The organism is Agrobacterium sp. MA01 (assembly GCF_009650195.1).
GTDB lineage: Bacteria > Pseudomonadota > Alphaproteobacteria > Rhizobiales > Rhizobiaceae > Allorhizobium.
The window spans coordinates 1,305,627-1,331,632 of the sequence record NZ_CP045854.1; the positions used below are offsets into that span (position 1 = coordinate 1,305,627).

At 61.1% G+C, this 26,006-nt stretch carries 28 protein-coding genes and 1 tRNA gene; 11 read left to right on the top strand and 18 right to left on the bottom strand.

The features are described from left to right. Positions 1–70: 70 nt before the first annotated feature. Both GH983_RS06320 and GH983_RS06325 read left to right on the top strand, forming a co-directional pair. Positions 71–147 (top strand) — tRNA-Pro (locus GH983_RS06320). A gap of 221 nt (positions 148–368) precedes the next feature. Continuing rightward, the gene (locus GH983_RS06325; RefSeq protein ID WP_246727511.1) at positions 369–1,373 is read left to right on the top strand and encodes a PHB depolymerase family esterase; all 1,005 of its coding nucleotides are present in this window, start codon (positions 369–371) and stop codon (positions 1,371–1,373) included. 17 nt (positions 1,374–1,390) lie between these two features. On the opposite strand, the gene GH983_RS24085 is transcribed toward GH983_RS06325, so the two are convergent. From GH983_RS24085 to GH983_RS06350, 6 genes are all read right to left on the bottom strand, one after another. After that, positions 1,391–1,540: a hypothetical protein gene (locus tag GH983_RS24085; protein ID WP_006727526.1), complete on the bottom strand. Its 150-nt coding sequence runs from the start codon at positions 1,538–1,540 to the stop codon at positions 1,391–1,393. Positions 1,541–1,617: 77 nt separating this feature from the next. Next, entirely contained in the window at positions 1,618–1,875 is a 258-nt protein-coding gene (locus GH983_RS06330) for a hypothetical protein (RefSeq protein ID WP_245280881.1), read from the bottom strand. A gap of 99 nt (positions 1,876–1,974) precedes the next feature. Continuing rightward, complete coding sequence (locus GH983_RS06335) at positions 1,975–3,207, bottom strand: O-antigen ligase (RefSeq protein WP_153761954.1); 1,233 nt, start codon at positions 3,205–3,207, stop codon at positions 1,975–1,977. Beyond that, positions 3,204–4,760, bottom strand: coding sequence for an undecaprenyl-phosphate glucose phosphotransferase (locus GH983_RS06340; RefSeq protein WP_054150585.1), 1,557 nt, complete (start codon positions 4,758–4,760; stop codon positions 3,204–3,206). Before GH983_RS06340 ends, GH983_RS06335 begins: the two co-directional genes overlap by 4 nt. Before the next feature lie 109 nt (positions 4,761–4,869). Then, on the bottom strand, positions 4,870–6,012 hold the full coding sequence (locus GH983_RS06345) for a glycosyltransferase family 4 protein (RefSeq protein ID WP_153761955.1): 1,143 nt from the start codon (positions 6,010–6,012) through the stop codon (positions 4,870–4,872). Positions 6,013–6,015: 3 nt separating this feature from the next. Then, the gene (locus GH983_RS06350) at positions 6,016–6,585 is read right to left on the bottom strand and encodes a polysaccharide biosynthesis/export family protein (RefSeq protein WP_371418475.1); all 570 of its coding nucleotides are present in this window, start codon (positions 6,583–6,585) and stop codon (positions 6,016–6,018) included. Positions 6,586–6,774: 189 nt separating this feature from the next. Between GH983_RS06350 and GH983_RS06355 the strand changes: the two genes are divergently transcribed. Further along, positions 6,775–8,967 (top strand): GumC family protein, encoded by a 2,193-nt coding sequence (locus tag GH983_RS06355; RefSeq protein ID WP_153761956.1) that lies wholly within the window; start codon positions 6,775–6,777, stop codon positions 8,965–8,967. A gap of 28 nt (positions 8,968–8,995) precedes the next feature. Here GH983_RS06355 and GH983_RS06360 read toward each other — a convergent pair whose 3' ends face one another. Together GH983_RS06360 and GH983_RS06365 are read right to left on the bottom strand one after the other, a co-directional pair. Continuing rightward, the gene (locus tag GH983_RS06360; RefSeq protein WP_153761957.1) at positions 8,996–10,258 is read right to left on the bottom strand and encodes a GNAT family N-acetyltransferase; all 1,263 of its coding nucleotides are present in this window, start codon (positions 10,256–10,258) and stop codon (positions 8,996–8,998) included. A gap of 115 nt (positions 10,259–10,373) precedes the next feature. Then, entirely contained in the window at positions 10,374–10,601 is a 228-nt protein-coding gene (locus GH983_RS06365) for a DUF2842 domain-containing protein (RefSeq protein WP_153761958.1), read from the bottom strand. A gap of 116 nt (positions 10,602–10,717) precedes the next feature. On the opposite strand from GH983_RS06365, the gene GH983_RS06370 reads away from it, so the two are divergent. Then, a complete protein-coding gene (locus tag GH983_RS06370) occupies positions 10,718–11,821 on the top strand; it encodes a COX15/CtaA family protein (RefSeq protein ID WP_153761959.1) in 1,104 nt (367 codons plus the stop codon). A 6-nt stretch (positions 11,822–11,827) separates the two neighbouring features. Here the strand turns inward: GH983_RS06370 and GH983_RS06375 are convergent, their stop codons facing one another. The 5 genes from GH983_RS06375 to rplM all read right to left on the bottom strand — a co-directional run bounded on the left by GH983_RS06375 (position 11,828) and on the right by rplM (position 15,836). Beyond that, positions 11,828–12,652, bottom strand: coding sequence for a class III extradiol ring-cleavage dioxygenase (locus GH983_RS06375; RefSeq protein WP_153761960.1), 825 nt, complete (start codon positions 12,650–12,652; stop codon positions 11,828–11,830). 145 nt (positions 12,653–12,797) lie between these two features. Continuing rightward, on the bottom strand, positions 12,798–13,730 hold the full coding sequence (argC, locus tag GH983_RS06380) for an N-acetyl-gamma-glutamyl-phosphate reductase (RefSeq protein WP_069041657.1): 933 nt from the start codon (positions 13,728–13,730) through the stop codon (positions 12,798–12,800). Positions 13,731–13,798: 68 nt separating this feature from the next. Further along, a complete protein-coding gene (gene speB, locus GH983_RS06385; RefSeq protein ID WP_069041656.1) occupies positions 13,799–14,752 on the bottom strand; it encodes an agmatinase in 954 nt (317 codons plus the stop codon). A gap of 152 nt (positions 14,753–14,904) precedes the next feature. After that, positions 14,905–15,369, bottom strand: coding sequence for a 30S ribosomal protein S9 (gene rpsI / locus GH983_RS06390; protein WP_054150595.1), 465 nt, complete (start codon positions 15,367–15,369; stop codon positions 14,905–14,907). Between the two features lie 2 nt (positions 15,370–15,371). Further along, on the bottom strand, positions 15,372–15,836 hold the full coding sequence (gene rplM / locus GH983_RS06395) for a 50S ribosomal protein L13 (protein ID WP_054150596.1): 465 nt from the start codon (positions 15,834–15,836) through the stop codon (positions 15,372–15,374). A 431-nt stretch (positions 15,837–16,267) separates the two neighbouring features. Here rplM and GH983_RS06400 point away from each other — a divergent pair, with 431 nt between their 5' ends. Both GH983_RS06400 and GH983_RS06405 read left to right on the top strand, forming a co-directional pair. Continuing rightward, the gene (locus GH983_RS06400) at positions 16,268–16,699 is read left to right on the top strand and encodes a VOC family protein (RefSeq protein WP_153761961.1); all 432 of its coding nucleotides are present in this window, start codon (positions 16,268–16,270) and stop codon (positions 16,697–16,699) included. 114 nt (positions 16,700–16,813) lie between these two features. Continuing rightward, positions 16,814–17,278, top strand: coding sequence for a CoA-binding protein (locus GH983_RS06405; RefSeq protein WP_054150598.1), 465 nt, complete (start codon positions 16,814–16,816; stop codon positions 17,276–17,278). 14 nt (positions 17,279–17,292) lie between these two features. Here GH983_RS06405 and GH983_RS06410 read toward each other — a convergent pair whose 3' ends face one another. Continuing rightward, positions 17,293–17,637, bottom strand: a complete 345-nt coding sequence (locus tag GH983_RS06410; RefSeq protein ID WP_153761962.1) for a hypothetical protein — start codon at positions 17,635–17,637, stop codon at positions 17,293–17,295. Between the two features lie 113 nt (positions 17,638–17,750). On the opposite strand from GH983_RS06410, the gene GH983_RS06415 reads away from it, so the two are divergent. Next, positions 17,751–18,182, top strand: a complete 432-nt coding sequence (locus GH983_RS06415) for a CoA-binding protein (RefSeq protein WP_069041653.1) — start codon at positions 17,751–17,753, stop codon at positions 18,180–18,182. A gap of 4 nt (positions 18,183–18,186) precedes the next feature. On the opposite strand, the gene GH983_RS06420 is transcribed toward GH983_RS06415, so the two are convergent. Next, the gene (locus GH983_RS06420; RefSeq protein WP_153761963.1) at positions 18,187–18,618 is read right to left on the bottom strand and encodes a DUF6455 family protein; all 432 of its coding nucleotides are present in this window, start codon (positions 18,616–18,618) and stop codon (positions 18,187–18,189) included. A 167-nt stretch (positions 18,619–18,785) separates the two neighbouring features. Between GH983_RS06420 and GH983_RS06425 the strand changes: the two genes are divergently transcribed. Together GH983_RS06425 and GH983_RS06430 are read left to right on the top strand one after the other, a co-directional pair. Further along, on the top strand, positions 18,786–20,072 hold the full coding sequence (locus GH983_RS06425) for an O-acetylhomoserine aminocarboxypropyltransferase (protein ID WP_153761964.1): 1,287 nt from the start codon (positions 18,786–18,788) through the stop codon (positions 20,070–20,072). Positions 20,073–20,127: 55 nt separating this feature from the next. Next, on the top strand, positions 20,128–20,472 hold the full coding sequence (locus GH983_RS06430; protein WP_054150603.1) for a cupin domain-containing protein: 345 nt from the start codon (positions 20,128–20,130) through the stop codon (positions 20,470–20,472). Here the strand turns inward: GH983_RS06430 and GH983_RS06435 are convergent. Beyond that, positions 20,469–21,128, bottom strand: coding sequence for a glutathione S-transferase family protein (locus GH983_RS06435; protein ID WP_153761965.1), 660 nt, complete (start codon positions 21,126–21,128; stop codon positions 20,469–20,471). The two genes, GH983_RS06430 and GH983_RS06435, sit on opposite strands and share 4 nt — an antisense overlap. A gap of 118 nt (positions 21,129–21,246) precedes the next feature. Between GH983_RS06435 and GH983_RS06440 the strand changes: the two genes are divergently transcribed. Then, on the top strand, positions 21,247–22,230 hold the full coding sequence (locus tag GH983_RS06440; protein WP_153761966.1) for a YafY family protein: 984 nt from the start codon (positions 21,247–21,249) through the stop codon (positions 22,228–22,230). Here GH983_RS06440 and GH983_RS06445 read toward each other — a convergent pair. Together GH983_RS06445 and GH983_RS06450 are read right to left on the bottom strand one after the other, a co-directional pair. Continuing rightward, positions 22,220–23,464: a cytochrome P450 gene (locus tag GH983_RS06445; RefSeq protein WP_153761967.1), complete on the bottom strand. Its 1,245-nt coding sequence runs from the start codon at positions 23,462–23,464 to the stop codon at positions 22,220–22,222. The two genes, GH983_RS06440 and GH983_RS06445, sit on opposite strands and share 11 nt — an antisense overlap. Before the next feature lie 50 nt (positions 23,465–23,514). After that, complete coding sequence (locus tag GH983_RS06450) at positions 23,515–24,771, bottom strand: GGDEF domain-containing protein (protein WP_153761968.1); 1,257 nt, start codon at positions 24,769–24,771, stop codon at positions 23,515–23,517. Positions 24,772–25,129: 358 nt separating this feature from the next. On the opposite strand from GH983_RS06450, the gene clpP reads away from it, so the two are divergent. Then, positions 25,130–25,765, top strand: coding sequence for an ATP-dependent Clp endopeptidase proteolytic subunit ClpP (gene clpP / locus GH983_RS06455; protein WP_054150607.1), 636 nt, complete (start codon positions 25,130–25,132; stop codon positions 25,763–25,765). Positions 25,766–26,006: the final 241 nt, after the last annotated feature.

Genomic DNA, 26,006 nt, shown 5'->3' on the forward strand with positions numbered 1-26,006 from the left:
GCTGACTGTCTAAAGGAAACTGGCTGTCGAGCGGGTCACTCGTGACCCAAAAAGCACGATTGGCAGATGACGGAATGTAGCGCAGCCCGGTAGCGCACTTGACTGGGGGTCAAGGGGTCGTGGGTTCGAATCCCGCCATTCCGACCATTTTATGCTTAGGGATCAATCACTTGATTTCGACGCATGGTTAGAGAGACCGGGTACCGCAAGGTGCCCGGTTTTTTCGTTGTTGGCGACAGGTGGATCAGACCTCTCAGAGTGAACATTACTCGGCTTCTTTTGTTTTCTGTCCTATGTTTGCTGCAATGCAGCATTATGTAGGGGTGAGGTTCGAAAGGGGCCGAAATCCGATGCGCTTCAAGTTCTCCATGTCTCCGCTTTCTGCGCTGCTTCGCAGCCAGAAGCGTCTGCAGCGCAGGCTGGAGAAGGCGATGCCGAAGCTCAGGATCTACGAGCCGCCGAAGGTCGCAAAACCCCGCGCGCCGCGCTCTGGCCTCGTGCAGGTGCATGCCTTCGGCAGCAATCCCGGACGACTGCGGATGTTTGAATATGTGCCCTCCGCCCGCCGGGACGCGGCTACGCTCGTGGTGGTGCTGCATGGCTGTCTACAGACCGCAAGACAGTTTGACCGTGGCAGCGGTTGGAGCCGCATGGCGCGGGAAAAGGGTTTCGTGCTGCTCTATCCGGAGCAGACCAAGGAGAACAATCACAATCTCTGCTTCAACTGGTTCCGCCCGAGCATGGTGGCGCGCGATCGCGGTGAGCTGATGTCGATCCGCCAGATGATCGAACACGCGATCGAGCGTCACGGGATCGCGGACAGCAGGGTCTTCATCCAGGGCCTGTCGGCGGGCGGTGCCATGGCCAATGCGCTTCTCGTCACATATCCGCATCTCTTTGCCGCCGGTCAGGTGGTGGGTGGGCTCCCCTTTGGCGCGGCCCGCGACGCCATGTCGGCACTTTCAGTGATGAAATCAGGTCCTCGTCGCAGCAGACGGGAATGGGGTGACCTGGCACGGAGTGCGGCAGGAGACGTGTCCAGCCGGAAGCCGGCCGTGGCGATCTGGCAGGGCAGGGCGGATCGGGTGGTGTCGCCGGGCAATGGCGAGGCGCTGCTCGCCCAATGGCTGGATTTCCATGGGCTTGATGAATTCGCTGGACAGAGTGAAGCCCGGCCGGAAGGATCGATGATCGTCTGGAAGGATGAGAATGGCAGACGGCTGGTGGAGTATCGCCTGCTTGATGCCCTGGACCATGGCCTGCCCGTCATCGCGCGACGCGCCGGCTCTGAGCGCCAGGCCTACATGCTTGAGGGCGCCATCGGCGCCCCCCAGCAGTTCTACGAAACCTTCATTCGGCCAGGCCGAATTTGAGCCGCTGAGGCCGTTGCTCAGTTTTCCTCGATCGAGACGCCGCTCTCGCCGATGCGGAGTTCGACGCCGTCAGGCTTCTGCTCTTCCTGGTAGACATAGATGCCAAGGCCGATGACGGCGACCACGAGTGCACCGATGATGAGGTAGAGGCCATTGTTCCGGCTCATGAAATTCTCCTGTCTGATGATGTCGGACAGGGAAAGTCTGGGCGCCGGTTATTGTTCCATCGCCATATTGGAAAAACTCAATCGTCGTTGGCGGCGGTGAGTTCTTCGGGGCGCATACCGTCGTCACTGCCGCGCGCAGCAAGACGAAGTCCTTCTGCACCTTGGCCGCCTTCGCCCGCCTCCAGAAAGACGACGCCCATATCCGTGAGCGCGGTCTTCAGCGCCGCGTAATGCTGTGGTGTGGCGTCATAGCCATTCCCGGCTTCGATCTGGAGGATCAGCAGCGCGGGCACGCCGCTTTCCTGCGACAATCGGTCGATGGTGACGTCGAGCATGGCGCGCGCAGCGCGTATCTGAGCAGGTGTGATCATGAGTAAAGTATGGGGTGCGCGGGCAATAAATCAATGCAGTGCCCGCAATCGGCCATTTCTGCGTCAGTTCCGCAAGGCGCGCTGGTGACGCCATTCGGCAGCGCCGCAGCCCCAGACGATGCCGAGCACGAGATAGAAATGCCGCCAGTGGTCGGTATCGATCACGGTGCCGACCAGGATATGCCCGACGAGAACAATCCAGGCGACCATCAGATAGGGTTGCCAGGGGCGTTCGCGCAGCAAGTAGCGGAAGCCCATCGACACGGTCCAGATCATCAGGGTCACGTAAGAGACAAAGCCGATCCAGCCATAGGCCATCAGGGACTTCAGCCAGATATTGTGTTCGTCTTCCGGGAAGATCCGGCCGAACATCATCGGCCCGATCCCGAGCGGCCTTTCCATCGCCAGTTCAAAACCGAGACGGTGCCGGGCGAAGCGCCCCAGGTGGCCGCCGTCGTATTCCTGCACCAGCTGGGTCCGGGTCTCGAATAGCGCCTGCACCTTCTCGAACTGCAGAGCGACCGAGAGCGCCAAGACCATGGCGACAACCGCAGCAAGGGACAGCACCAGGATCTTCAGGCGGAAGGCATTGGTCCGCTCCTTGAGCAGCATGACGAAGACCAGGGCGACGGTGCAGAAGAGAAACAGTCCCCAGGCGGCGCGCGAGAAGGAGAGAAACACTGCCAAGGAAAGGATCAGAATACCGACAATCCGCAGCGGGGACTCGAGCAGCCGCCCTTTCAGCATGCCATGCATCAGGTAAAGTGTCGGCGCGACGAGAAACGGGCCGAAGACATTGGGGTCCTGGAAGGCACCCATGGCGCGATCGTAGCGCGTGAAGACTTCTGCTCCGGGGAAGGCGTGGAAATAGCCGAGAATCCCGAGCATGCCCGTGATGATGGCGGCAGCCACCCAGGCCTGGAAGATCAGTTTCAGCCGCTGCGGCCTGTCCTCGATGACCGCAGCGTAAAACACGGCCGTGAGCGCCAGGAAGATCGACACCGCGACATAGAGCACCTGTTCCGTCAGGATGGTCCGTAGCATGGTCAGTGCCAAAAGCCCTCCGACGTTGAAAATCAGCAACAGAGCGAGCAGGGGCGCGACGACGCGCGAGATCTTCAGGCCGAAGAGGAACCAGAGCGCGACCTGGCCGACCATCAGAAGTTCATAAGGGGCAGGCTCGGATATGACGAAGCCCGACAGGAATACGCCAAACGCCATGATCCAGGAGATCATCAGCTGAACGGCAGCTGCCTGCGGATTGAAGGGCCTCGCTTGGTTGACGACGGCACTCAATAGGCGTTCTCGGTATTGAGAAGCCTGAGCGGGGTCAGGAACAGGATCTTCAGATCGAACCAGAGAGACCAGTTTTCGATGTAATAGAGGTCATAGGCCGTGCGGAACTTGATCTTGTCGTCGGTGTCGATTTCGCCGCGCCAGCCGTTGATCTGCGCCCAGCCTGTGACGCCGGGCTTGACCCGGTGGCGGGCGAAATAACCCTCGACGATTTCGCCGAAGGTCTTGTCGCGGGTCTGGCCGAGGATGGCATGGGGACGGGGGCCGACCAGCGAGAGATCGCCGCGCAGCACGTTGAAGATCTGCGGCAACTCGTCGATCGACGTCTTGCGGATGAAACGGCCGACCGGCGTCACGCGCGGGTCGTTCTTGGTAACGGCATTCTTGGCCGTCGGATCGCTCATTTCCGTATACATCGACCGGAATTTCAGGACGTTGATCACCTCGTTGTTGAAGCCGTGACGCTTCTGCACGAAGAAGACCGGTCCCTTGGATGTCATCTTGACCGCAATCGCCGTGGCAATGAAAACCGGCCACAGCAGGATGAGGGCGAGAACGCTGAAAAAGATGTCGAAGGCGCGCTTGGCGACGGAATCCCAGTCACGGATCGGCTTGTCGAGAATGTCGAGAAGCGGGACCGCACCGACATGCGAATACGCGCGCGGCCGGAAGCGCAGATTGTTGGAATGGGCGGCGAGGCGGATATCGACCGGTAGCACCCAGAGCATCTTCAGGAGCTGCATGATGCGGGCTTCAGCGCTGAGCGGCAGCGAGATGATCAGCATGTCGATATGAGCGAGACGCGCAAATTCGACGAGTTCCGCCACGGTCCCGAGCTTCGGGTAACCGGCAACCACGTCCGGGGAGCGTGCAGAGTTGCGATCGTCGAAGATACCGCAGATCCGGATATCGTTTTCCGGCTGCTGTTCCAGAGCGCGGATCAGGTCTTTGGCAGGTTTGCCGCCGCCGACGATCACCGCTCGGCGCTCCATCACGCCGTTGCGTCCCCAGCGCCGAAAGCCAAACCCGATCAGATTGCGCTCGATCAGGAGATAGATCGCACCGAGCACGAACCATGCGGCGAGTATGCTGCGGTAATTGGGGTCATGGTCGATGAACAGGAAGTTCGTCAGAGCGACAAGACCGAGGGAAGCCATCCAGCTTCCCAGAACCCGCGCCATGGATCCCATCGGCGAACGCAGAATCGAGACATGGTAGCAATCGCTGGCCTGCATGAAGAGCAATGCCATCAGCGAGCCGACAAAGGCACTGACGCTCGTGTCGAGGAAGTGAGCGCCCGGATCGAAGGCGAAGAAGAAGTTGGCGCCGAGCGCAATCCCGAACAGACTGAAGAACTCGAGAAAACGCAGCTGGCCGATCACGATCGACGGCGAATAGTTGGCCACCGCATATTGTGACGCGATCTGGCGTGCCAATGCGCTGATTTCGGCTTTACGCTCCCCTTCCACCTTGTGCAGGGGATCGTCGCCGGCCGTCTGACCGCGACGCAATGCGTCAAGATCGAATGCCTCGGGTTTGTCGACCTTGTTCATGTCTGGATCTCGCACGTGTGTGCGGGAAGACTACGGCGAAGGTCCTAAGAAACGCTTTAGGATCCCCTCAGAAATGGCGTGATCTGTGCCGTTTCAGTGCAAGCCGCGGTCAAATGCGCGCGAGTTGCGCCCGATAAAGCGCTTCGATGTCCCTGGCCATGACTGTTGCGGAAAAACGGGAGCGGAAGCTCTGAGGACTCGGCATGGTTCGCCTCGACCAGTCCGGATCGGTGAGCGCCTTGGCCATCACGGCGCCGAAGAGGTCGGCGCGGCCGGCCTCGACGAGGGCCTCGCAGTCAGGGCCGAGGATCTCGGGAATGCCCCCGACCCGTGAGGCGATAACCGTCTTTTCTGCGGCCAGCGCCTCCAGGACGATATAGGGCATGGCCTCGGCGCGCGAGGGAACGACAATGATGTCGGAGAGCGCAAAGGCCTCGGCGATGGGCATGGCGGGTCTGAAGCCGATCCGGCGGCTGAGGCCCTTTTGTTCGACAATTCGACGATAGCGATCGAGGTCGGGGCCGTCTCCGACGATCACCCCGCTCAACGGTCGACCAACCAGTCGTTCAGCTTCGGCGAAGGCATTGATGAAGACATCGGGCCCCTTGAGGTCGCGCAGCATTCCGATATAGGCGAAATCCACGCCCTCGGCTTCGACCGGGATACGCCCGAAGTCTCTCTCGCTGATGCCGTTATAGACCCGCGTCGCCTGACAGTGGGGCTTGCCGATCTTCGTCTCGTATGTCTGGCGCTCGTAGTCGCAGACGAAAGAAATCGACTCCGTCATCCGCTCCAGAACGCGCTCGGCCATGAAGACGGCCTGTCCTGACGGTTTTGCCCGCGAGAAATGCAGGCTGCCGCCATGCGGTGAATAGAGGCGGGCGACGCGATACCTTCGAACCCGCAGCAGTGAGCCGATCAACCGCGCGATCACGCCGCCCTTGGCGCCATGACCATGCAGGATATCCGGCTGCAATTCCTTGATGAGTTTGTAAGCTTCGCCGAGCGCCGCCATGTCCTTCAAACTGACGGAACGCCGGATCGGGAAGCGTGTGACGCCGAGCGCAAGATGCGGCATGATCTGCTCGAAGAGCCGGTCTTCATGGGCGCCGCCCGTTGAGCTGTCGCAGAGGATGCCGACTTTGTGTCCGGCCGCGCTGTGCAACTCTGCCAGATCGCGGACATGGCGGAAGATCCCGCCGATCGGCGACCGAAAGCAATGCACGATGCGCAGCGACGGGGCTTCGGCCATCGATCAGAACAGCCGTTCGCGCACGTAGACGGTGTCGCCGGCGAGGATCGGGTCGGTTATCGGCACGCGGCCTGTGATGATCTGTCCGTTGATCTTGCGGGTCACGTCGACATCCCGTTGATTGGCGCGGCTGTTGAAGCCGCCGGAGACGGCGATGGCGTTGAGGATGGTCATGCCCGGCACATAGGCGTATTGCCCCGGTTGCCCGACCTGGCCCATGACGAAGATGGACCGGTAGCGATCGACTTCGATCGAGACGTCGGGATCACGCAGGTACCCCTGCTTGAGCTTCTGGGCGATCGCGCCTTCGAGCTGGGTGAGGGTCGCACCGCGAGCCGCGACCTGACCAACGAGCGGGAAGGCGATGTAGCCGGCCTGGTCAACGGTATAGGTGTTGGTGAGGCTCGGTTGTTCGAAAACGGTGACGCGCAGACGGTCGCCGCTGTCGAGCCGATACGGCTGGATCGTGGCCTCGTGAAAGACCTTTGGGGCAGGGCGATAACTCGCGCAGCCCGAAACGCCGATCGACAGGACCACGCTTGCGATCAGAACCATCGCCTGTTTGCCGACCATCGCCATGCGCTGCTGCGCTCCCACTGAACCCACATTCGTTGGCCTGTTATCGAATGGTTAGGGTTAATGCCGGGTAAACGTCTGGTGGCGGATTGCCTCATTCAGGCGCCAAAACTGGGAGCATCACGGTTAACCCTTGAGTTACCATGATCCTTTACTTTCGCGGGCAAGATGTTCCGGGAGTCTGTGATGCCGAGTGTGGACCGCGATCAACATGATGTCGATATCGACCTCGCCCAGCTCTTTCGCGCCGTGTGGGAGCGAAAGGGGAGGATCCTGGCCGCGACTGCGCTTGTCGGGGTGCTGGCCTTCGTTGGTGCCAATGCGATCTCGCCCACCTACAAGGGCGATGCAAAACTTCTGATCGAGCCGCGCGAGCCGAACTTCTCGGCATCGGGAACCTCGTCCTCGATCGCCGAACCTTTGCCCGACGAACTGAATATCGCAAGCCAGGTGCAACTGCTCCAGTCCGTTGATTTGATCAAGCAGGTGGCCCGGGACCTCAAGCTGCATGAGCGCACCGAATTCGATCCGGACTCCAGCCCCTCCGTCGTCACCGACTTCCTCGTGCTCTTTGGACTGAAGAGCAACCCGCTGGAACTGCCGCCCGAAGAGCGCGTCATCAACGCCTTCAAGGAAAAGCTCGCCGTCTATCAGGTCGACAAGTCGCGGGTGATCGGGATCGAGTTCACGTCGCAGGATCCGAAGCTCGCAGCGGCTGTACCGAACACGATGATGGACGTCTATCGCTCCTTGCAGAGCGGAGCCAAGCTCGACAGTAATTCCGACGCCGTCCGCTGGCTGGAGACGGAGATCGCCAATCTGCGCGAAAAGGTCCGCGAGGCCGAGCAGAAGGTTGCGGAATATCGCTCCTCGGCGGGCTTGATGTCACTCGGCTCCGATCAGAGCTCGTTCAGCAGCAAGCAGCTCTCCGATATCTCGACGGAACTCGCCCGGGTCCGTGGCGAACGCGCGAATGCCGAAGCAACCGCTGAAAACCTGCGTGCCAGCATCAAGGCTGGAAGGTCGACCGAAACGCTGGATGCGGTTGCCCGCTCGGAATCGATCCAGCGCCTGAGGGCCGCCGAATCGCAGCTGCGCGCCCAGATTTCCGATCTCTCCACGCGCCTCCTCGATGGTCATCCCCAGATGAAGGCCCTGCGTGCCCAGCTTTCGGGTATCCGCGAGCAGGTACAGGCCGAATCGCTGAAGGTCGCGGCCGGCCTCGAAAATGAAGCCGCCGTTGCTCGTGAGCGCGAAACACAGCTGCTTGCCCAGCTGAATACCTTGAAGGCTGACACGGCCCGTGCCGGCGAGGACGAAGTCGGCTTGAAGTCACTGGAACGCGAGGCGACCGCCCAGCGTCAGCTGCTCGAAACCTATCTGGCCCGCTACCGCGAGGCGTCGTCACGCCTCGACAAGGATTCGAGCCCTGCTGATGCGCGTGTGATTTCCACCGCGATCGAGCCACAGGAGCCGAACTTCCCGAAGGTTCTGCCGATTACGATCGTCGCCACGTTGTCGACCATGATTCTCGCGGCCGTCGCCGTGATGCTTGCCGAACTTTTCAGCGGTCGGGCCTTGCGTCCCACGGGGGCAGTGGCTCCCGTTGCGGTCCGTCGTGAGGAAGAGGCGCTACCGCGTCAGGAAGCCGCTCCCGATCCGGGCAAGCCCGAGCGTTCGGCCGATACGCCCGCGAGCCTTTTGAATGTTGCCCCGGACGCCGAACTGGTCGAGGAGATGGAGCAGGTCGTCACTGCCGAGATTCCTGCGGCTGAGACTGTCGAGGAGCATGACGAGTTCTCTATCGCATCCGTGGCCAGTTTTCTCGTCGAGCAGGAAACGCGGATCGCTTTTGCGATTTCGCCATCGGGCGATGACGGCTCGCTCGGCACGGTCGCTCTCGCCCGCGAACTGGCCGATCGCGGCAGGCGCATAGTTCTCGTCGACATGACGGGATCAGCCTGCCCGACGCGTTTGATGGCGTCCTGGCGCGATCTTCCTGGAATCACGGATCTGTTGACCGGCGAAGCCGCCTTTGCCGATTGCATCCATCCTGATCGTTCCTCGACGGCCGATATCGTCCCGCAGGGCAATGCGGATATCCGTCAGGCCATGCGTGGCGCCGACCGTCTCTCCATGATCGTCGATGCACTCGCTGACGTCTACGATCTGGTTCTGGTCGAATGCGGTCCTGCGAATGCAGAAAGCGTCGCCCGTCTCAGCCGCAATGGCCGCCACGAGATCATCCTCTCAGCCCCGGACCCCAAGGCTGACGAACTTGCCGAGATCATGGTTACCTTCGAGGATGTCGGTTATTCGGATCTCGTTCTGCTTTCGGTGAAGACGCCGCCAAGCCGCCACGCGAGAGACGCAGCCTGATATCGGCCGTTCCCTGGGCCGGGAACGCTCAATCCTCTGGTTTGGCAGTCGGCGCAGCCGTGCTCTGGGCTCGCATCCTTTGGATGAGCGTGTAGAGATGCGGATTGCCCTTGATGAAGGTTTTCGTCCGGGTGAGGCTGCGATGCGTCATCGCCGCGAGGTGACCTGCAGGGCGCAGAGGCAGCAACACATCATGGTGCACGGTTTGCACGGAGCACCAGCGACGCTTGTAGTCCTGATCGCCAATGCCAAAGTCGAACAGGGCGGCACCGTTCAGGGCGCTGCGCTCGATGACCAACCAGAACAGGAGTTCGCCGGGGCTCGCCTCCGCCATCAGACTGTCGTCGATTGAGCCGAACTGACAGATGACGTGGTCGCCCTTGCGCGAGAGACCGGTGATGGCGGCGATCTTGCCGTCATGCTCGCCCTTCAGGCGAACGGCATGCAGTTCGAGCGGCACGTCGCTTCCGCCGCGATCTAATTCGAGAAGCATCCGAAAGAAGGTCTGCGTCTCCGCAGGCTGGAAGACGTTCGGCAAGCCGCCTGAGGCAAACCGGGCGGCCTTCTGCTGAAAGAAGCGTTCGAGCAGGGCTTGCTGCTCGGCAAGCTTGGTCGGGCGGATATGGTCGAAGCCGCCTGCGGCTTCCAGCTTGCGGATCTGTGCGCGATACTTCTTGCGCCGGCTCTTGGCATTCAGCGACGCAATCGTCTCTTCCATGGTCGCACACAGCGGCAGTTGGAAGGAGGCGTTCTGGTTGCGGATATGCGGCAGAGCTGAAAGCGGATGCCGCTCGCCACGCCAGTCGAAGGGGATGTTCGTCAAGCTGAGCAGGTCGGCGTGGTCACGCAACGCTTCGACCAGCAGTGTTTCGAGCGCGGGGCCGGGAAGCGTCGACGCGATCGCCCGGAAGCCGGCGCTGAACAGGCCGCTGTTGAAGTTCGTGAAGGCGGATCCGATGAAGCGGGCATTGCGCACGAGATAGTGCCGTTCGATCTCAAGTGGCAGCAGGAAGGCGATCTCGTCGTTCAGGCGTGCTTCGACGATGGCAAGCGGATGGCCATGGGTCTCGACCCAGGCGCGGCACCAGTCATAGCCATGATGCAGGGAGTTCCAGGGGTCGGCCTCAAGCTGCCGCCAGACCCGTTCCAGCGGCGCCATGCGCTGATGGACCGTCAGCGAGAGCCGTCCAGCGGGGCTGTCGAGGGTCGCTTGACTGCGGTCGACGGTGGCGCCGTCATCTGGCAGATCTTCGGCAAATGCCATCGCATCATGGCGTATCTGGGCCCGCATGTACCCTATCCTGTCCGGTTTCACTGACGCGCAGGAGCTTAGGCGGACACTGCCAACAAACGGTTATCGGTTTCGGAGATGGGCAGCCCGACACCGTGCCAGGGTAAAGGCGGAGTTAATCCACGTCCTTCTTGTTGAAGGGGCCGGCCATCCACTTGATCACGAGCATGGCGGGAATGACCCAGAGCAGGCCGGTCAGGAGGAAGTAAAGCAGATGAGCCCACCAGGGCGCGGTCGCGAGTGTTGCCGTCGCGATCGTCGTCGCGAGCAGGGCATAGACCGACACGATCAGGATGATCAGGATCGTACCGATGAAGGATCTCAGTTTCGGGCGCCTTGTCATGCCTTATTCCTACTCGACGTCGCCGTCTTCCGCGACGCGACCGCTTGCCGCAAACCGGCGGGCTTGTTTTGCACGGCTGACTGATGCAAATCAACGGTCGAAAAGAGGATTGACGAATGACAGCAGTATTGACCGGAACCGAGTTGCAGGTGCGCAAGGAAATCGCTCGCGTGGATGCTGACCGAAAGGCGGTCCGAATCTGGCTTGGCGTGGTGATTTTTGCGCTTTTCTGTCTCGTGCTGGTCGGCGGGGCAACGCGCCTGACCGACTCAGGCCTGTCGATCACCAAGTGGGAACCTATCCATGGCGTTATCCCGCCGCTGACCGCCGCAGAGTGGGAAGAGGAGCTCGAACTTTATCGTCAGATCCCGGAATACCAGCAGATCAACAAGGGTATGAGCCTCGACGAGTTCAAGTTCATCTTCTGGTGGGAATGGGCACATCGTCTGCTCGCCCGCCTGATCGGCGTGCTGTTTGCCGTGCCGCTCGCCTATTTCTGGCTGCGCGGCAAGATCGAGCCGAGCCTGCGCACGCCGCTGGTCGGGCTTCTGGCGCTCGGAGGCCTGCAGGGCTTCATCGGCTGGTGGATGGTTTCCTCGGGTCTCAGCGAGCGGACTGACGTCAGCCAGTATCGTCTGGCCGTCCACCTGATGATGGCCTGTTTCATCTTCGCCAGCTGTGTCTGGATCTATCGCAGCCTTTACCCGCATACTGACGATGCTGTCCCGACGGAAAAGAGCCGTCTCTTCGCGGGCGTTCTGCTCATCATGACCTTCGTCCAGATCTATCTCGGCGCGCTTGTCGCGGGTCTCGATGCCGGGTTCACCTACAACACCTGGCCGCTGATGGACGGCGCCTGGGTGCCGCAGGGGCTCTTCGTCCAGTCTCCCGCCTGGATCAACATCTTCGAAAACCCCAAGACGGTGCAATATATCCATCGCATCGGCGCCTATGTTCTGTGGGCGGCGGCACTCGCCTACATGGTCCAGTCTCTGCGGGCGGCTCCCGACACCACCCATGCCCGCCGCAGCGTGGTGCTTTTCGTGCTCATCAGCATCCAGGCGGTGATCGGCATCGCGACGCTCGTGATGCAGGTGCCGCTGGCTGCCGGTGTCATCCATCAGGGCATGGCGCTGGTGGTGCTCGCCTTTGCGGTCGCTCATTTGCGTGCCTTCTACGGCGAGCGCCCGAAGCCGGTTGTTGTCGAAGTCCGCGACTGAGCCTGATCAGCCGAAGCGATAGGCGGAGTAAGGTTTTCCGAGAAATTCACCCCGGAAGACCTGCCGCCCAGCATCGGAGCCTGCTGCACCTGACGCGACGAACAGCGGCACGAGGTGATCGTGGTCCGGCACATGGCAGGCCAGGGCATCCGGGTTCTGCTCCCAGGTCGCAAGCACTTCTGAACGCCGCGCGCTGTCGGGTGCGGAGACCGCTTGCGTCAGCCAGTCGTCAAACCGGATCGCTTGCTCAACATGATTTGGTTCCGCCTGCCGGAACATCCGCATGTTGTGATAGCTCATGCCCGAAGCGATGATCAGCACGTCTTCGTCACGCAACGGCGCCAGCGCCTCGCCGATCGCCACATGGCTTTCAACATCCAGCGTATTCTTGAGAGAGATCATCGTCAGCGGCACATCCGCATCCGGATAGAGCAGCATGAACGGGATGAAGACGCCATGATCGAAGCCGCGCGTGGCATCCTCGGCGCTCTCGATCCCGGCCACTGCCAGGAGCGCTCGCGCGCGGGCCGCAAGGTCCGGCGAGCCCGGGGCAGGGTAGGAGAGTTCGTAGGTGTGCGGCGGGAAATTGTAATAGTCGAAGAGCATGCCAGGCTTCGCAGCCGTGCTCACCGTCGGCACCGGTTCCTTCTCCCAATGGCCTGAAACCACGAGCACAGCCTTCGGCCGCCGCCCGATTTCCGCATCGAGGCCTTCGAGGAAGGCCCGAAGATCATCCCAGGGCGCCTTGCCTTCGGTATCGCGCGGGAATTCCATGAACGGCCACGGGCCGCCACCATGGGGAATGAAGTAGACGGGGAAACGGTTGCTCATAGTGTGGCCTCGCTTTCGCAAGGACACTAGCACCGAGAATAGTCATCGATAATGAGGCAGATGATCGACATTTCGTTCGGCAATTGTGAACGAGTCGACCCGCGAGGCCGGGATATCCGACCTGGCGGGATATCAAGATGGCCGGTCACGCCGACAGCATCAGATCCATGTTCTGCACGGCAGCCCCCGACGCACCCTTGCCGAGATTGTCGAGCAGCGCCACGAGGTTCACATGCACACCACCGGGCGTGCCGAAGACGAAGAGCTTCATCGAGTCCTGTCCGACCAGTTCTTCTGCATCGACGCGCGGCAGCTTGGCACTGTCCGCCAGCGGAACCACACTGACGATGTCCTGGCCCGCATAATGGGCGACGAGTGCAGCATGGATGCTCTCCACCGTCGTGCCTGCGGCGAGATCCTCCAGGAAGAGCGGCACCTGGACGATCATGCCCTGCGCAAATCGCCCGACGGAGGGGGCAAACAGCGGCGCGCGGTCAAGCAGGCCATGGGTCTGCATCTCCGGCACATGCTTGTGCTTGAGCGTCAGGCCGTAGAGGAAGTTGTTCGCCGCCAGATGCTCCGGATGGGTCTTGTCCTCCATCTGCGCAATCATCTGCTTGCCACCGCCGGTATAGCCCGACACGGCATTGACAGAAATCGGATAGCCGTCCGGCAGGATTCCGGCAGCGCGCAGCGGCCGGATGAGGCCGATCGCACCGGTCGGATAGCAGCCGGGATTGGAAACATAGCGCGCCGATTGGATCTTCGCCTTCTGCGCCTTGTCCATTTCGGCAAAGCCATAGGCCCAATCGGGATGCACCCGAAATGCGGTTGAGGCATCCAGCAAACGGACATTGTTATTCGCTGCCGTCATCTCATAGGCCTGCTTCGACGCATCGTCGGGCAGGCAGAGGATGGCGATGTCGGCGCTGTTCAGCATGTCCTCACGCATCTTCTCGTTCCGCCGCTCCGCTTCGGGGATCGACAGCAGCTCCAGATCGCGGCGGTCGGCCAGGCGCGTGCGGATCTGCAGGCCCGTTGTGCCGTGTTCGCCGTCGATGAAGATCTTCGCTGCCATTTGTCTAATCCTGTCAGAGGTTTGGATGAGAATGCGGAATCTGATTGTGAGTGTGTTGAATCAATGTGTCAGGCGCGTGTCGCGAGTTTCTCGGCGCGCAGGCCCAGCATATACATTGCAACCGTGGCACCGGCAATTGCGGTGATGTCGGCATGGTCATAGGCCGGCGCCACCTCGACGATGTCGGAGCCCCGGACGTCGAGGGCCCCGAGCTTGCGCAGGACCGACAGCATCTTGGCGGAGGAGGGGCCGCCGGCGACCGGTGTCCCCGTGCCCGGAGCATAGGCCGGGTCGAGGCAGTCGATGTCGAAGGTCATATAGGTCGGAGCCGTGCCAACATGCGAGAGGATCGCGTCGGCGATGGCCTGCGCGCCCATGTCCTCGACCTCGTAGCCTGGAATGATCCGGATGCCGAAATCCTCCGGCGCTTCCGTGCGGATGCCGATCTGGATCGATTTCGTCGGATCGATCACGCCTTCGCGCACGGCCCGGCAGACGAAGGAACCATGGTCGATCCGCTGGCCGTCATCGTCCCAGGTGTCCTGATGGGCATCGAAATGCACGAGCGCCAGCGGTCCGTGTTTGGCGGCATGGGCTTTCAGAAGTGGCCAGGTGACGAAGTGGTCGCCGCCAAGGCCAAGCAGGTAGGCGCCCGAAGCGATGATCTCGGACGCCTGGTCCTCGATCAGGGCAGGGGTCTTCTGATGATTGCCGTAGTCCAGAAGCACGTCGCCGTAATCGATGACGGCCATCTGCTCGAAGAGATCGCGCGCAAAGGGATATTGCGGATCATTGTCGAAGATCGCCGAGGCGCGCCGGATTGCCTGTGGCCCGAAACGGGCGCCGGGCCGGTTGGAGACGGCGGCATCGAAAGGGATGCCGAGCACGACCGCATCGACGTCGGTGAGGTCCTTGGAATACTTGCGGCGCATGAAGGAGAGCGCGCCCGCATAGGTCGGATCGGTCGCTGCACCGCGCAGGGTCTTTGCGGTAAACGCGTTGTCGATCGATTTGCTGGCCATGATGCTCTTCTCCCTCTGAAAATTTGATCAAGTTAGTTGGTCGACTTGCTCGGTCAAGCCCCGATCTCCGGCAGCAGCTGCGCGGGTCGAGGCGAACGAAAAAAGGCGGAGCCGAAGCCCCGCCTTGATTTCCGTTTCCGGTTGTCCAGCGATTAACGCTTGGAGAACTGGAACGAACGACGGGCCTTCGCCTTGCCGTACTTCTTACGCTCGACGACGCGGCTGTCGCGGGTCAGGAAGCCACCCTTCTTCAGGACCGGACGCAGGCCCGGTTCGAAGTAAGTGAGGGCCTTCGAGAGACCGTGACGAACGGCACCGGCCTGGCCGGAGAGACCGCCGCCGGCGACAGTCGCGATGATGTCGAACTGGCCGTCACGGGCCACTGCGACGATCGGCTGCTGCAGGATCATCTGCAGGACCGGGCGTGCGAAGTAGGTGGAGAACTCGCGGCCGTTGATGGTGATCTTGCCGGTGCCCGGCTTGACCCATACGCGGGCAACGGCGTTCTTACGCTTGCCGGTGGCGTAGGAGCGACCCAGCGAGTCGACCTTGCGGACGTGAGCCGGAGCTGCGTCCTGTGCCGGGGCAAGGTCCTTCAGGGAAGAAAGATCGGCCATACTTAGGCGCTCCTTGTGTTCTTGGCGTTCAGCTTGGCAACGTCGAGAGCGACGGGCTGCTGAGCTTCATGCGGGTGGTTCGTGCCAGGATAGACGCGCAGGTTCTTCATCTGGCGACGACCGAGCGGGCCACGCGGGATCATGCGCTCGACGGCCTTCTCGAGAACGCGCTCCGGGAAGCGGCCTTCGATGATCTGGCGAGCCGTACGCTCCTTGATGCCGCCCGGATAACCGGTGTGCCAGTAGTACTTCTTGTCGGCATACTTCTTGCCGGTGAAGACGACCTTTTCGGCATTGATGACGATGACGTTGTCGCCGTCGTCAACATGGGGGGTGTAGGTGGCCTTGTGCTTGCCACGCAGGTGCATGGCGATGATGGTGGCGAGGCGGCCGACAACGAGCCCTTCGGCGTCGATGAGGATCCACTTCTTCTCCACCTCTGCAGGCTTCTGAACGAAGGTAGACATTGAGGTCTCTTTCAGTGTGATCCTGTGTTTCCCAATTGTGGGAGCGACAGGCGTTTCTTGTTGCTTGTTTCGCGCCGTTTTCGACGCAAAAAAGAAGGCGGTCCCGAAGGGCCGCATTCCGAGGAGGGGTATAGAGGGAGTGCCGCTGGAGGTCAAGATCGCGGCAGCTCGGCGGTTTCGGAGAAACCGAAGGTAAAACAATGACTTGATAGTGTGGTGTTATTTTACCGTATGTCGATCGCTGTCGGCATCAGACTCCATGACCGCGCTAATCGGCCGGAAAAGGCGGAATTCCGCATTCCAGCGAAGCAGGCAAATGGAACGGACGTGTCATAATTGTCCAGCGCAACCCATGATTTTGCTAATATGCACATGAACATAATGAAAACATAAACCGAACGTACCGGCTGGGGTCGTCAACGGAGATCGCCATGTCGCTCGAACGCCGAATTTCGCTCATCACGCTCGGCGTCGCCGACGTCGCTCGCAGCACCGAGTTTTATGCGAGGTTGGGCTGGACAAAATCCGCCGCGTCCAACGACCAGGTGACCTTCATCCAGCTGAAGGGCACGGCCCTTGGTCTGTTTTCGCGCGCCAGCCTGGCGGAAGATGCGCATGTCTCGGACACGCCCCCGGGCTTTTCCGGCGTCACGCTCGCCTACAATGTCTCGAGCGAGATCGGCGTCGATGCCGTCGTGAAGTTTGCCGTGTCCTGCGGGGCAAGGCTGGTCAAGTCGCCGGAGAAAGTCTTCTGGGGTGGTTACTCCGGTTACGTCGCCGATCCCGATGGTCATTTGTGGGAGATCGCCTTCAACCCCTTCTTCCCGCAGGATGAACACGGACATGTCATCCTTCCGGAATGATCGCTCGCATTTGACCGATATGGATACGCGCTCGTTAAGCGGTCCGCGCTAGAGTGAGATTGGGACAAGATGGACGGGTAAACCAAGGGCCTTTGCGGGCCGGGAGGAACGTCCATGAACCACGACACCTACCTCAACAGCTACCTTGCCGATATCCTTGCGACGGCCAAGAACGTGGCCGTCGTCGGCGCCTCGCCGGATGACAAGCGCCCCAGTCACTGGATCTCCGGCTTTCTGCTTGGCAAGGGCTATCACGTCTTCCCCGTCAATCCGCTGCATCGCGGCGAGCGCATCCTCGGGCAGCAGGTCTACGGATCGCTGGCGGAGATTCCGGAACCGGTTCATCTCGTCGATGTCTTCCGCCGCACGGAATGCCTGCCGGGCATCGTCGACGAGGTTCTGGCAATGTCGCCCCGGCCCTTCGCGATCTGGTGTCAGCTCGGCATTCGGGATGATGCGGCGGCCGAAAAGGCAGAGGCAGCAGGCATCAGCATGGTCATGAACCGCGCGCTGGTCTCCGAATACCCGCTTGTCTATGAGCGGCTGCATCCGGGCTCGGCGCAAGGTCATGCAGCCTAATACGCTCAGGCGATTCAGAAGCGGATGATCGGTTTTCCAAAGCCGAAACGACGCGTCTCTGGATCGTAGTCCTGGCAGTTGAGCACCGGGCACCGGGCGGTATCGCGTGTCGGCACATAGGCACGCTCGGCATATTCATGTGGATCGCACATGGCGCTGCGAGTGACATAGCGGTCGTAGAGCGTCATGCCTTTCACGCGCGTCGATGGGTAGCGCAGAATGACCGCGCCTTCGTTCAAGACGCGCTGCCGGACCTGGTCGCAGGTGAGCGCAGTGGAGTTGTAGCGCGAAATCGCGAGTGCCGGCTCGGCAAGCAGCAGGGCTGCGATAGTTGTAATGGCAAGCTGTGTCGGGCGCATGGCGGTCCTCCTTGAGACGGCAGATCAACGTGTGGCCGGGCAGGGCGGTTCCGCCTTGTTGTCGACGGCGGCCACACCATTTAATCCTGATCTAGCGAGATGAGGAGACAGACATGGCCGATCACGATCACTACAGCGCGGATGACCTGCGGGACATCCTCGGAAGCGTTCGAACGATCGCGTTGCTCGGCGCGTCTCCAAAGCCGGATCGACCGAGCTTCGGCGTCATGCGTTTCCTTCTGTCGAAGGGCTACACGGTGTATCCGATCAATCCGGGCCAGGCTGGCAAGGAAATTCTCGGCCAGACCGTCTACGCCACAATGTCTGACATTGCTGAACCGATCGATATGGTCGACGTCTTTCGGGCACCGGAATACCTGGGCGAGGTGGTCGCAGAAACGCTTGCCTTGCCGAACCGGCCCAAGGTCATCTGGGGTCAGCTTACGGTCCGCGACGATGAAGCCGTCAAGCCGGCCGAAGAGGCTGGCATCCGCGTGGTCATGGACCGCTGCCCGGCGATCGAAATCCCCAGGCTCGGGCTCTGACGCGTTAGGCGCCGACCAGCAAGTCCGGATTGGCGCGCAGCGCGTTCAGCGTATCGGCATTGCCGCAATAGTCGACAAAGGTTTGCTCGGCCTTGCCCTGGTGCAGGTGCGCCCGGCAGGTATCCTTGGATGAACACTGCGCACAGGTCACCTGCATGTCGCGGAACAGGCGACGCATGCGGTACTCCACCTCTGCCGGATCGATGTTCAAGGCCCGCATCATCGCCGGCATTTCGTCGGCGGCATGCGGGCCTGCCTTCACGAGCGCAAGCAACTGATGGCTGCTGATGCCGCAGTCGTCTGCGAGCGCATCGACTTCGGCATCGGATAAGGCGGCAAGCATGTTGCCTTCATTGGCGGTTTCGAAACCCTGGGCGAACCAGGAGAGGATTTGCTGCACGGTGTGGCGGACCGGATCGGCGATCGTGAGTGTCATGCGTCTCTCCTTTAACTGCGAAGAGCATGCCAGCACGACGGACGACCGCATTGACCTCGATCAAGTATGAATTTCCCGATCACCCCCGCACTTTGGAATAATCCGGGCTGACATCGGGCGGCGACTGATTATGATCCGGCCCGAAGTCACATAGGGAGGACCAAATAATGTCGGAGAACAATCCGGGTTTCGCCACGCTCGCAATCCATGCCGGCGCCCAGCCGGACCCCACCACGGGCGCGCGGATCACGCCGATCTACCAGACCACGGCTTACGTCTTCAACGACAGCGATCATGCCGCAAATCTCTTTGCCCTCAAGGAGTTCGGCAATATCTACACCCGCATCATGAACCCCACCCAGGGCGTTCTGGAAGAGCGGATCGCAGCCCTAGAGGGCGGCACGGCAGCACTCGCTGTGGCCTCAGGTCACGCGGCCCAGCTCCTGATCTTCCACTCGCTTATGCAGCCCGGCGACAACTTCGTTGCGGCGAAGAAGCTCTATGGTGGCTCGATCAACCAGTTCGGCCATGCCTTCAAGAATTTCGGCTGGCAGGTGCGCTGGGCAGACCCTGCTGACCCCGAGAGCTTTGCCGCCCAGATCGATGACAAGACCAAGGCCGTCTACATCGAAAGCTTGGCCAATCCCGGCGGCACCTTCGTCGATATCGAAGCCATCGCCGAGGTCGCCCATCGCCACGGTCTGCCGCTGATCGTCGACAACACCATGGCGAGCCCCTACCTGATCCGCCCGCTGGAACACGGTGCCGACATCATCGTGCATTCCGTCACCAAATTCCTCGGCGGCCACGGCAATTCGATGGGCGGCGTCATCGTCGATGGCGGCACCTTCGACTGGTCTGCAAAACCCGGCAAGTATCCGATGCTGTCTGAGCCACGCCCGGAATATAACGGCGTCGTCCTGCACCAGACCTTCGGCAATTTCGCCTTCGCGATCGCCTGCCGTGTCCTTGGCCTGCGAGATCTTGGGCCCGCAATCGCCCCGATGAACGCCTTCCTGCTCCTGACCGGCATCGAAACCCTGCCGCTCAGAATGCAACGCCACTGCGATAACGCCATGAAGGTTGCGACCTGGCTGAAGAGCCACCCGAAGGTCGCCTGGGTCAATTATGCCGGCTTGGCCGACGATCCGAACAATGCGCTGCAGAAACGTTACTCGCCGAAGGGCGCAGGATCCGTCTTCACCTTCGGCATCAAGGGCGGGCTCGAGGCCGGCAAAGCGCTGGTCGGTGGCTTGAAGCTCTTCTCCCACCTGGCCAACATCGGCGACACCCGCTCGCTGATCATCCATCCGGCGTCGACGACCCATGCGCAGCTCTCCGAAGCCCAGCAGGTCGCAGCCGGTGCCGGGCCTGACGTCGTCCGCTTGTCCATCGGCATCGAGGACGCCGAAGACATCATCGCCGATCTTGAGCAGGCGCTGGCCTCGGCCTGATCTGTCCTTTGAGCGGCGGTGCACAACACCGCCGCTCGTTTCCCTGGAGACTATGATGAGCCTGTCACTGCCATTCGATCCCTCCACCGTCACGCCGGAAGAGGGCGCTCCCGCCGCCGATCGCCTGATTTCAGGCGACCCACGCTTCACCACCTGGAACATCGAGGAAGCCGACGGTGGCATCTATGCCGGTATTTGGCAGTCGACGCCCGGCAAGTGGCGGATCGTCTACGATGAATGGGAGTACTTCCACATTCTCGAAGGCCACTCTGTTGTCACCGAGGAAGGCGGCGAGCCTGTTCACTTGAAGGCAGGCGACCGCCTGATCCTCAGACCCGGCTTCAAGGGAACCTGGGAAGTGCTTGAAACGACTCGCAAGGACTATGTGATCCGGCTTTAGCTTGCGGCCTTAAGCCTGGCCGCTGCCGCCTCGTGTTCGGCAGCCATGGCGACATCTTCGGCCGACACCTTGTGAACACTCGCGCGACCGTCGATGCGGGCCATATAGGCCTGAAACGCCGGGCGCGCCTCGACGAGGCCGAACATCGTCGTCCAGCGCAGCGCGATCCCCCAGAGCAGATCCGCTGCCGTGAAGCGCTCGCCGAGCAGGTAGGGGCCCGTCTTGAGCGCCTCCTCTAGTATGTCGATCAGCGACTCGTAGCTGGCATAGGGGGTCTCGTTCATCGATCCCGGCTCGCGCTTCATGACGCGATCGACGACTGCCGGCTCAAAGCAACTGCCATAGATGAAGAGCCAGCGCAGATAAGCGCCGCGATCCGGGTCCGTGAGGGCAGGGGCAAGCCCCGCTTCGGGGTAGAGATCAGCGAGATAGAGGTAGATTGCGCCCTGTTCGGTAACCAACGTATCGCCGACTCGCACCGCCGGCACCTTGCCGAGCGGGTTGATCGCGAGATAGGCGGGCTGGCGCTGCTCGCCCGTCTTCATGTTCAGCACATGCAGATCGTAAGGCACCTTCAGTTCCTCGAGTAACACGCGCGCACCGGTGGCACGGGTCTGGGGTGAGTAGAAGAGGGTGATTGATCGTGTCTGCGTCATTGGACGTCTCCCTTTCGAAAATGATCACGCCATAAGGCGACGAAGGGAGAATGCGCCACCATACCTGTCAGATTGTGTCAGGTTGGTTTAGCATGATGGTCGAAAGGGAGATTTTCTGATGCGGGCGAGCCGGCTCATCAACATACTGACCACACTCCAGGCGAAGGGGCTGGTGACGGCCGAGGCACTGGCTGACGAAAACGAGGTTTCGGTACGCACCATCTACCGCGATATCGATGCCCTCTCACTGTCAGGTATCCCCGTCTACAGCGAGCGGGGCTCGGACGGCGGCTATCGGCTGTTGGATGGCTATCGCGTGCGGCTGAATGGCCTGACGCCGTCAGAGGCCGAGGCCATGTTCCTGTCCGGTATTCCCGGTGCCGCCGCCGATCTCGGTCTCGGTTCGCTGATGGCCGGCGCCCAGAAGAAGCTGACGGCCGCCTTGCCCGAGGATCTGCGGGAGAGCGCCCGGCGTATGCAACAGAAGTTCCATCTCGATGCACCGGCCTGGCTCGCTGAGGGTGAGCAGCCCGTCTATTTGCAGGCGATCGCCGATGCGGTCTGGAACTCCAAGCGCATCCGCATGCGCTACCGCTCCTGGACGGCGGAAAAGAACCGTCAGGCCGAACCGCTCGGCATCGTCATGAAGGGCGGAGCCTGGTATCTTGCCGCTCGCGTCGACGGCACTGTCCGCACCTACAGGATCTCGCGTGTCCTCGACCTGATCGTCACCGAAGAGCGTTTCGATTGGCCGAGAGATTTTGATCTCGCAGAATACTGGAACGAAAACACGCGGCGCCTCGAACTCGAGCTCTACCCGAACTCGGCAGTGATCCGGCTCTCGGCCTGGGGACTAAAAGAGCTGGAGCACATGGCGCCACCCTATGTGCGCGCCAATCTCGAATTGCTGGGAGAGCCTGACGAGTATGGCTGGCAGACGGTCCGCCTGCCAGTGGCGCATGAGCGGATGGCCGTGTCCGAAATGTTGAAGCTTGGAACGGACATCGAGGCTCTCGACCCGCCGGAATTGCGGCTCGCCATGCGGCGGGCCGTCGAAGCGCTGATGGTCCGCTACGCCGAGCCGACTGCCCTCACCAGGTAAGATCGAGCCGCTCCAGCCCGTGGAAGTGATAGACGTCCTTGACGGTGGGCGTCTCTGCAATCTTCAGCCCCGGCAAGCGCTTGAAGAGCAGCGGCAGCACGATGTTGAGCTCGAGCCTGGCGAGCGGAGCTCCGATGCAGAAATGAATGCCTGCGCCGAAGGAGAGGTTGGCCCCTTCATCGCGCGAAGGCTTGAAGGCGAGTGGGTCGGGGAATTTCTGCGGATCGAGATTGGCCGCAGCCAGGATCAGGCTCACCTTGTCGCCACGCTGAAAGCTGACGCCGTCGATCTCGCAGGGCTCCAGACACCAGCGCTGGAAGATGTGCACCGGCGCACAGATGCGAAGTGTTTCCTCGACGGTCCGCTCGGTCGTCTTCTCGTCGGAAAACAGCGTTGAGGGATCGATGCCGCTGTCGAGGATCACGCGCACCGAGTTGCCGATCTGGTGCACGGTCGCTTCATGGCCGGCATTGAGCAGCACGATCGTTGTCGAGATCAGCTCGTCCTCGGTGAGGAACTGGCCCTTGTGCTCGGTGTGGATCATGTGGCTCAAGAGATCGTCGCTCGGATTGGCGCGGCGCTCGGCAATCACTGTCCGAACATAATCCGCAAATTCCTTCGCCGAGCGGTCTGCGGCTTCCTCGTCTGCACGCGTCCGCTTGAACATGTACATGCCGACATAGTCGTGGCTCCATTTGAGGAGCTGTGGTCCCATGTCCTCGGGGATGCCGATCATCCGCGCGATCATCGTGACCGGGATGATGTCGGCAAAGGTCGACAGAAGCTCGGTCTTTCCATCCTTCTCGAAATCGTCGATCAGCCGATTCGCGAGCAGTTCGATCTCAGGCGTCATCTTCTCCACATGGCGAGAGACAAAGGCGCGGTTGACGAGCGTCCTCAGGCGCGTGTGCTCCGGCGGCTCGATCTCGAGCAGGGAATGCTCCTCAGCCTTGTCGAAGTGACGGGTGTGCTCGGCCGGTTCCGGCATGCCGAGCTCCTCGCGGGTCGCGATATGCAGGATCTGCCGGCCAAAGCGGCGGTCGCGCAAAAGCGCGTTCACATGGTCATAGCCGGTGAAGAACCATTGCTTCTGTTCCTCCCAGTAGAAGGTCGGACAGCTGTCATGCAGGGCCGCATAGGTGCGGTTCGGATCGCTGTAGAAGGCCGGATCGCGGGCGTCGAGGGAGACCCGACGGGTGGCGGGGTCGATGGAAAGGAAGGATGTCTGTGTCATGCGTTCTGTTTATCCTTTGCATTCCCGCGCGCAAGGGGAAGCGGATGCGCTCAGTCGTCCAGCTTGTGGGCAACGGCAGAGATGCGTTTCAGAATGGCCACCTGTCGGCTCGCCTGCCGATCGACCTCTACCTGTATGTTGTCTTCGCGCGCTGGCGGCACGGTCACGGTGTGATTGCCCGAGCGCAGCGAGGTGCGGTTTCTCCCTTGCGCCTTGGCCGTGTAGAGCGCGAGATCGGCCTCGGACAGGAGCTTGTCCAGATCTGCGTCGCGCAGAGAACTGGTCGCGATGCCGACGCTGGTGGTGACAGAGATCGCCTCGTCTTCGGTCGGGATGCTGCGATCTGCCAGCGCCAGCCGCACGGTTTCGGCAAACAGCGCCGCATCCCTTGGTTCCGAAATCGCGAGGACTGCGGCGAATTCTTCACCGCCGGTCCGCGCGAAAACCGCACGCTGCGGCAGAAGCGACCGGCAGACTTCGGCAAATTCCCGCAGGACCCGGTCACCGACCGTATGACCGTGACGGTCGTTGATCTGCTTGAAATGATCGAGGTCGAAGATCAGGACTGCCAGTGTGTTGAGGGGGGAGCTTTCCACAAGCCCCTGATAGGCCTCGGAAAAGCCGCGCCGGTTGAGCGCGCCGGTCAGTGGATCGGTCCTGACCAGTGCCTGAAGCTGTTCCTGGGAACGGTCCATTGTAATCTTGGCGAGTATCACGACCGAGGTCACAAAGCCGATGACCGCGAGCGTTCCTATCCACATGGAGAAATAGTTGTCGGCAAAGCTCGTGGGGCGCTGGAAAATGACGAACGCGGCAAAACCCAGCGTCACCGCAGATTGACCACCCCAGATGCAGACAAGCAGGGCGCGATCGCGGCGGGAGCTGAATTGCGCGCGCGCGGCGATGAAGGCCAGCGTCGCGAAGCCGATGGCGGCGGCCACATTGTAAAGCGAGACCCTAAAGGCGAACTCCATCCGGATGAAGGGTGCGAGGTTTCCGGCGAGCCAGACTACGGGCGGGATCCACAAAAGCCGCGGTGCCGGCCTGTGATCAAGGGCTGCGAGCCCCTTCACCCAGAGACTGAAGCCGAGGAGCGATATGGTGTTGGCCGTCTGGATCGAAACGAAATCGGGGATCTGTCCGCGCAGCGCGACCAGTCCAAGGCCACTCGCATGAAACAGGAATCCGATGCCGAACCAGAAGAAGTGTTTCTGGTCACGGGCGTGCCACCAGATGGCCATGAGCAGAATCGCGAGCGTGCTGGCCTGGATAACCCAGAGCAAAAACGCGGTCTTGACGTCAATCACGATGCAATTCCTGAAACGAATTCGGCAGTCTATCGCTGCAGAATGGGCCAAGCAGGTTAAACAGTCACTATGAAAACGCGCAGAATCCTGCCCCGGCCAGGAATTGAGCAAAGGCCAGACTTACCGAAATTTCACCATGTTAGCCGTTTCTTGTGTACGGATATCGCGCCATGGCACTCAGCCGTCCGTCGAGCCGGCCGAAAGTCAGGATCTCCAGCAGGGAGCGCATCGCGACCATTAAGGATATCCGGTCCTCGTGTCTTGAATGTCTGGGTGCGGACACTCTATGTAGGGATTGACAAAGACTACGTGATTCCCGCCACCGGATGTGCCGGGGAGAGGCTTAAAAAGGACCGACATGAGAAATCCCGTTGATACCGCTCTCGCTCTGGTGCCGATGGTCGTCGAGCAGACCAACCGTGGCGAGCGCTCCTACGACATCTTTTCTCGACTGCTGAAGGAGCGGATCATCTTCCTGACGGGCCCGGTCGAAGACACCATGGCCTCGCTCGTCTGTGCCCAGCTTCTCTTCCTTGAGGCCGAGAACCCGAAGAAGGAAATCGCCATCTACATCAATTCGCCGGGCGGTGTCGTCACCTCCGGCATGGCGATCTACGACACGATGCAGTTCATCCGTCCTGCCGTGTCGACGCTTTGCATCGGCCAGGCCGCTTCGATGGGCTCTTTGCTCCTCGCTGCAGGCGAGAAGGGCATGCGCTTTGCCACCCCGAACTCGCGGATCATGGTTCACCAGCCTTCCGGCGGCTTCCAGGGGCAGGCCTCCGACATCGAGCGCCATGCTCGTGACATCATTAAGATGAAGCGTCGCCTGAACGAGGTCTATGTCAAGCATACGGGCAAGACGTATGACGAAGTCGAGAACACGCTTGATCGTGACCACTTCATGGAATCGAGCGAAGCCAAGGAATGGGGTCTGATCGACCGTATCCTGACCTCGCGCGCTGAAATGGAAGGCGCTGCACCGTCGGCCTGACCCTTGTTGCGGATGCCGGTATCGGACCGATGCCGGCAGACGTGATGGCACCCGGGGTTTAAAGTCGACGCAAAAGCGCTAATAGTAGGATTAAGGCTATGTTGAATCTTTGTGACATAGTCTGCCGAGACTGAGAGTTTTCGTTGCCGCCGCTCCGACAAGGTCGGATCGGCTAGTAGCTCCGGATCGGAAGCGGTTTTCACCAAAGGCGGCGGTGGAAGCTGAACAGTGTGAGTGACCG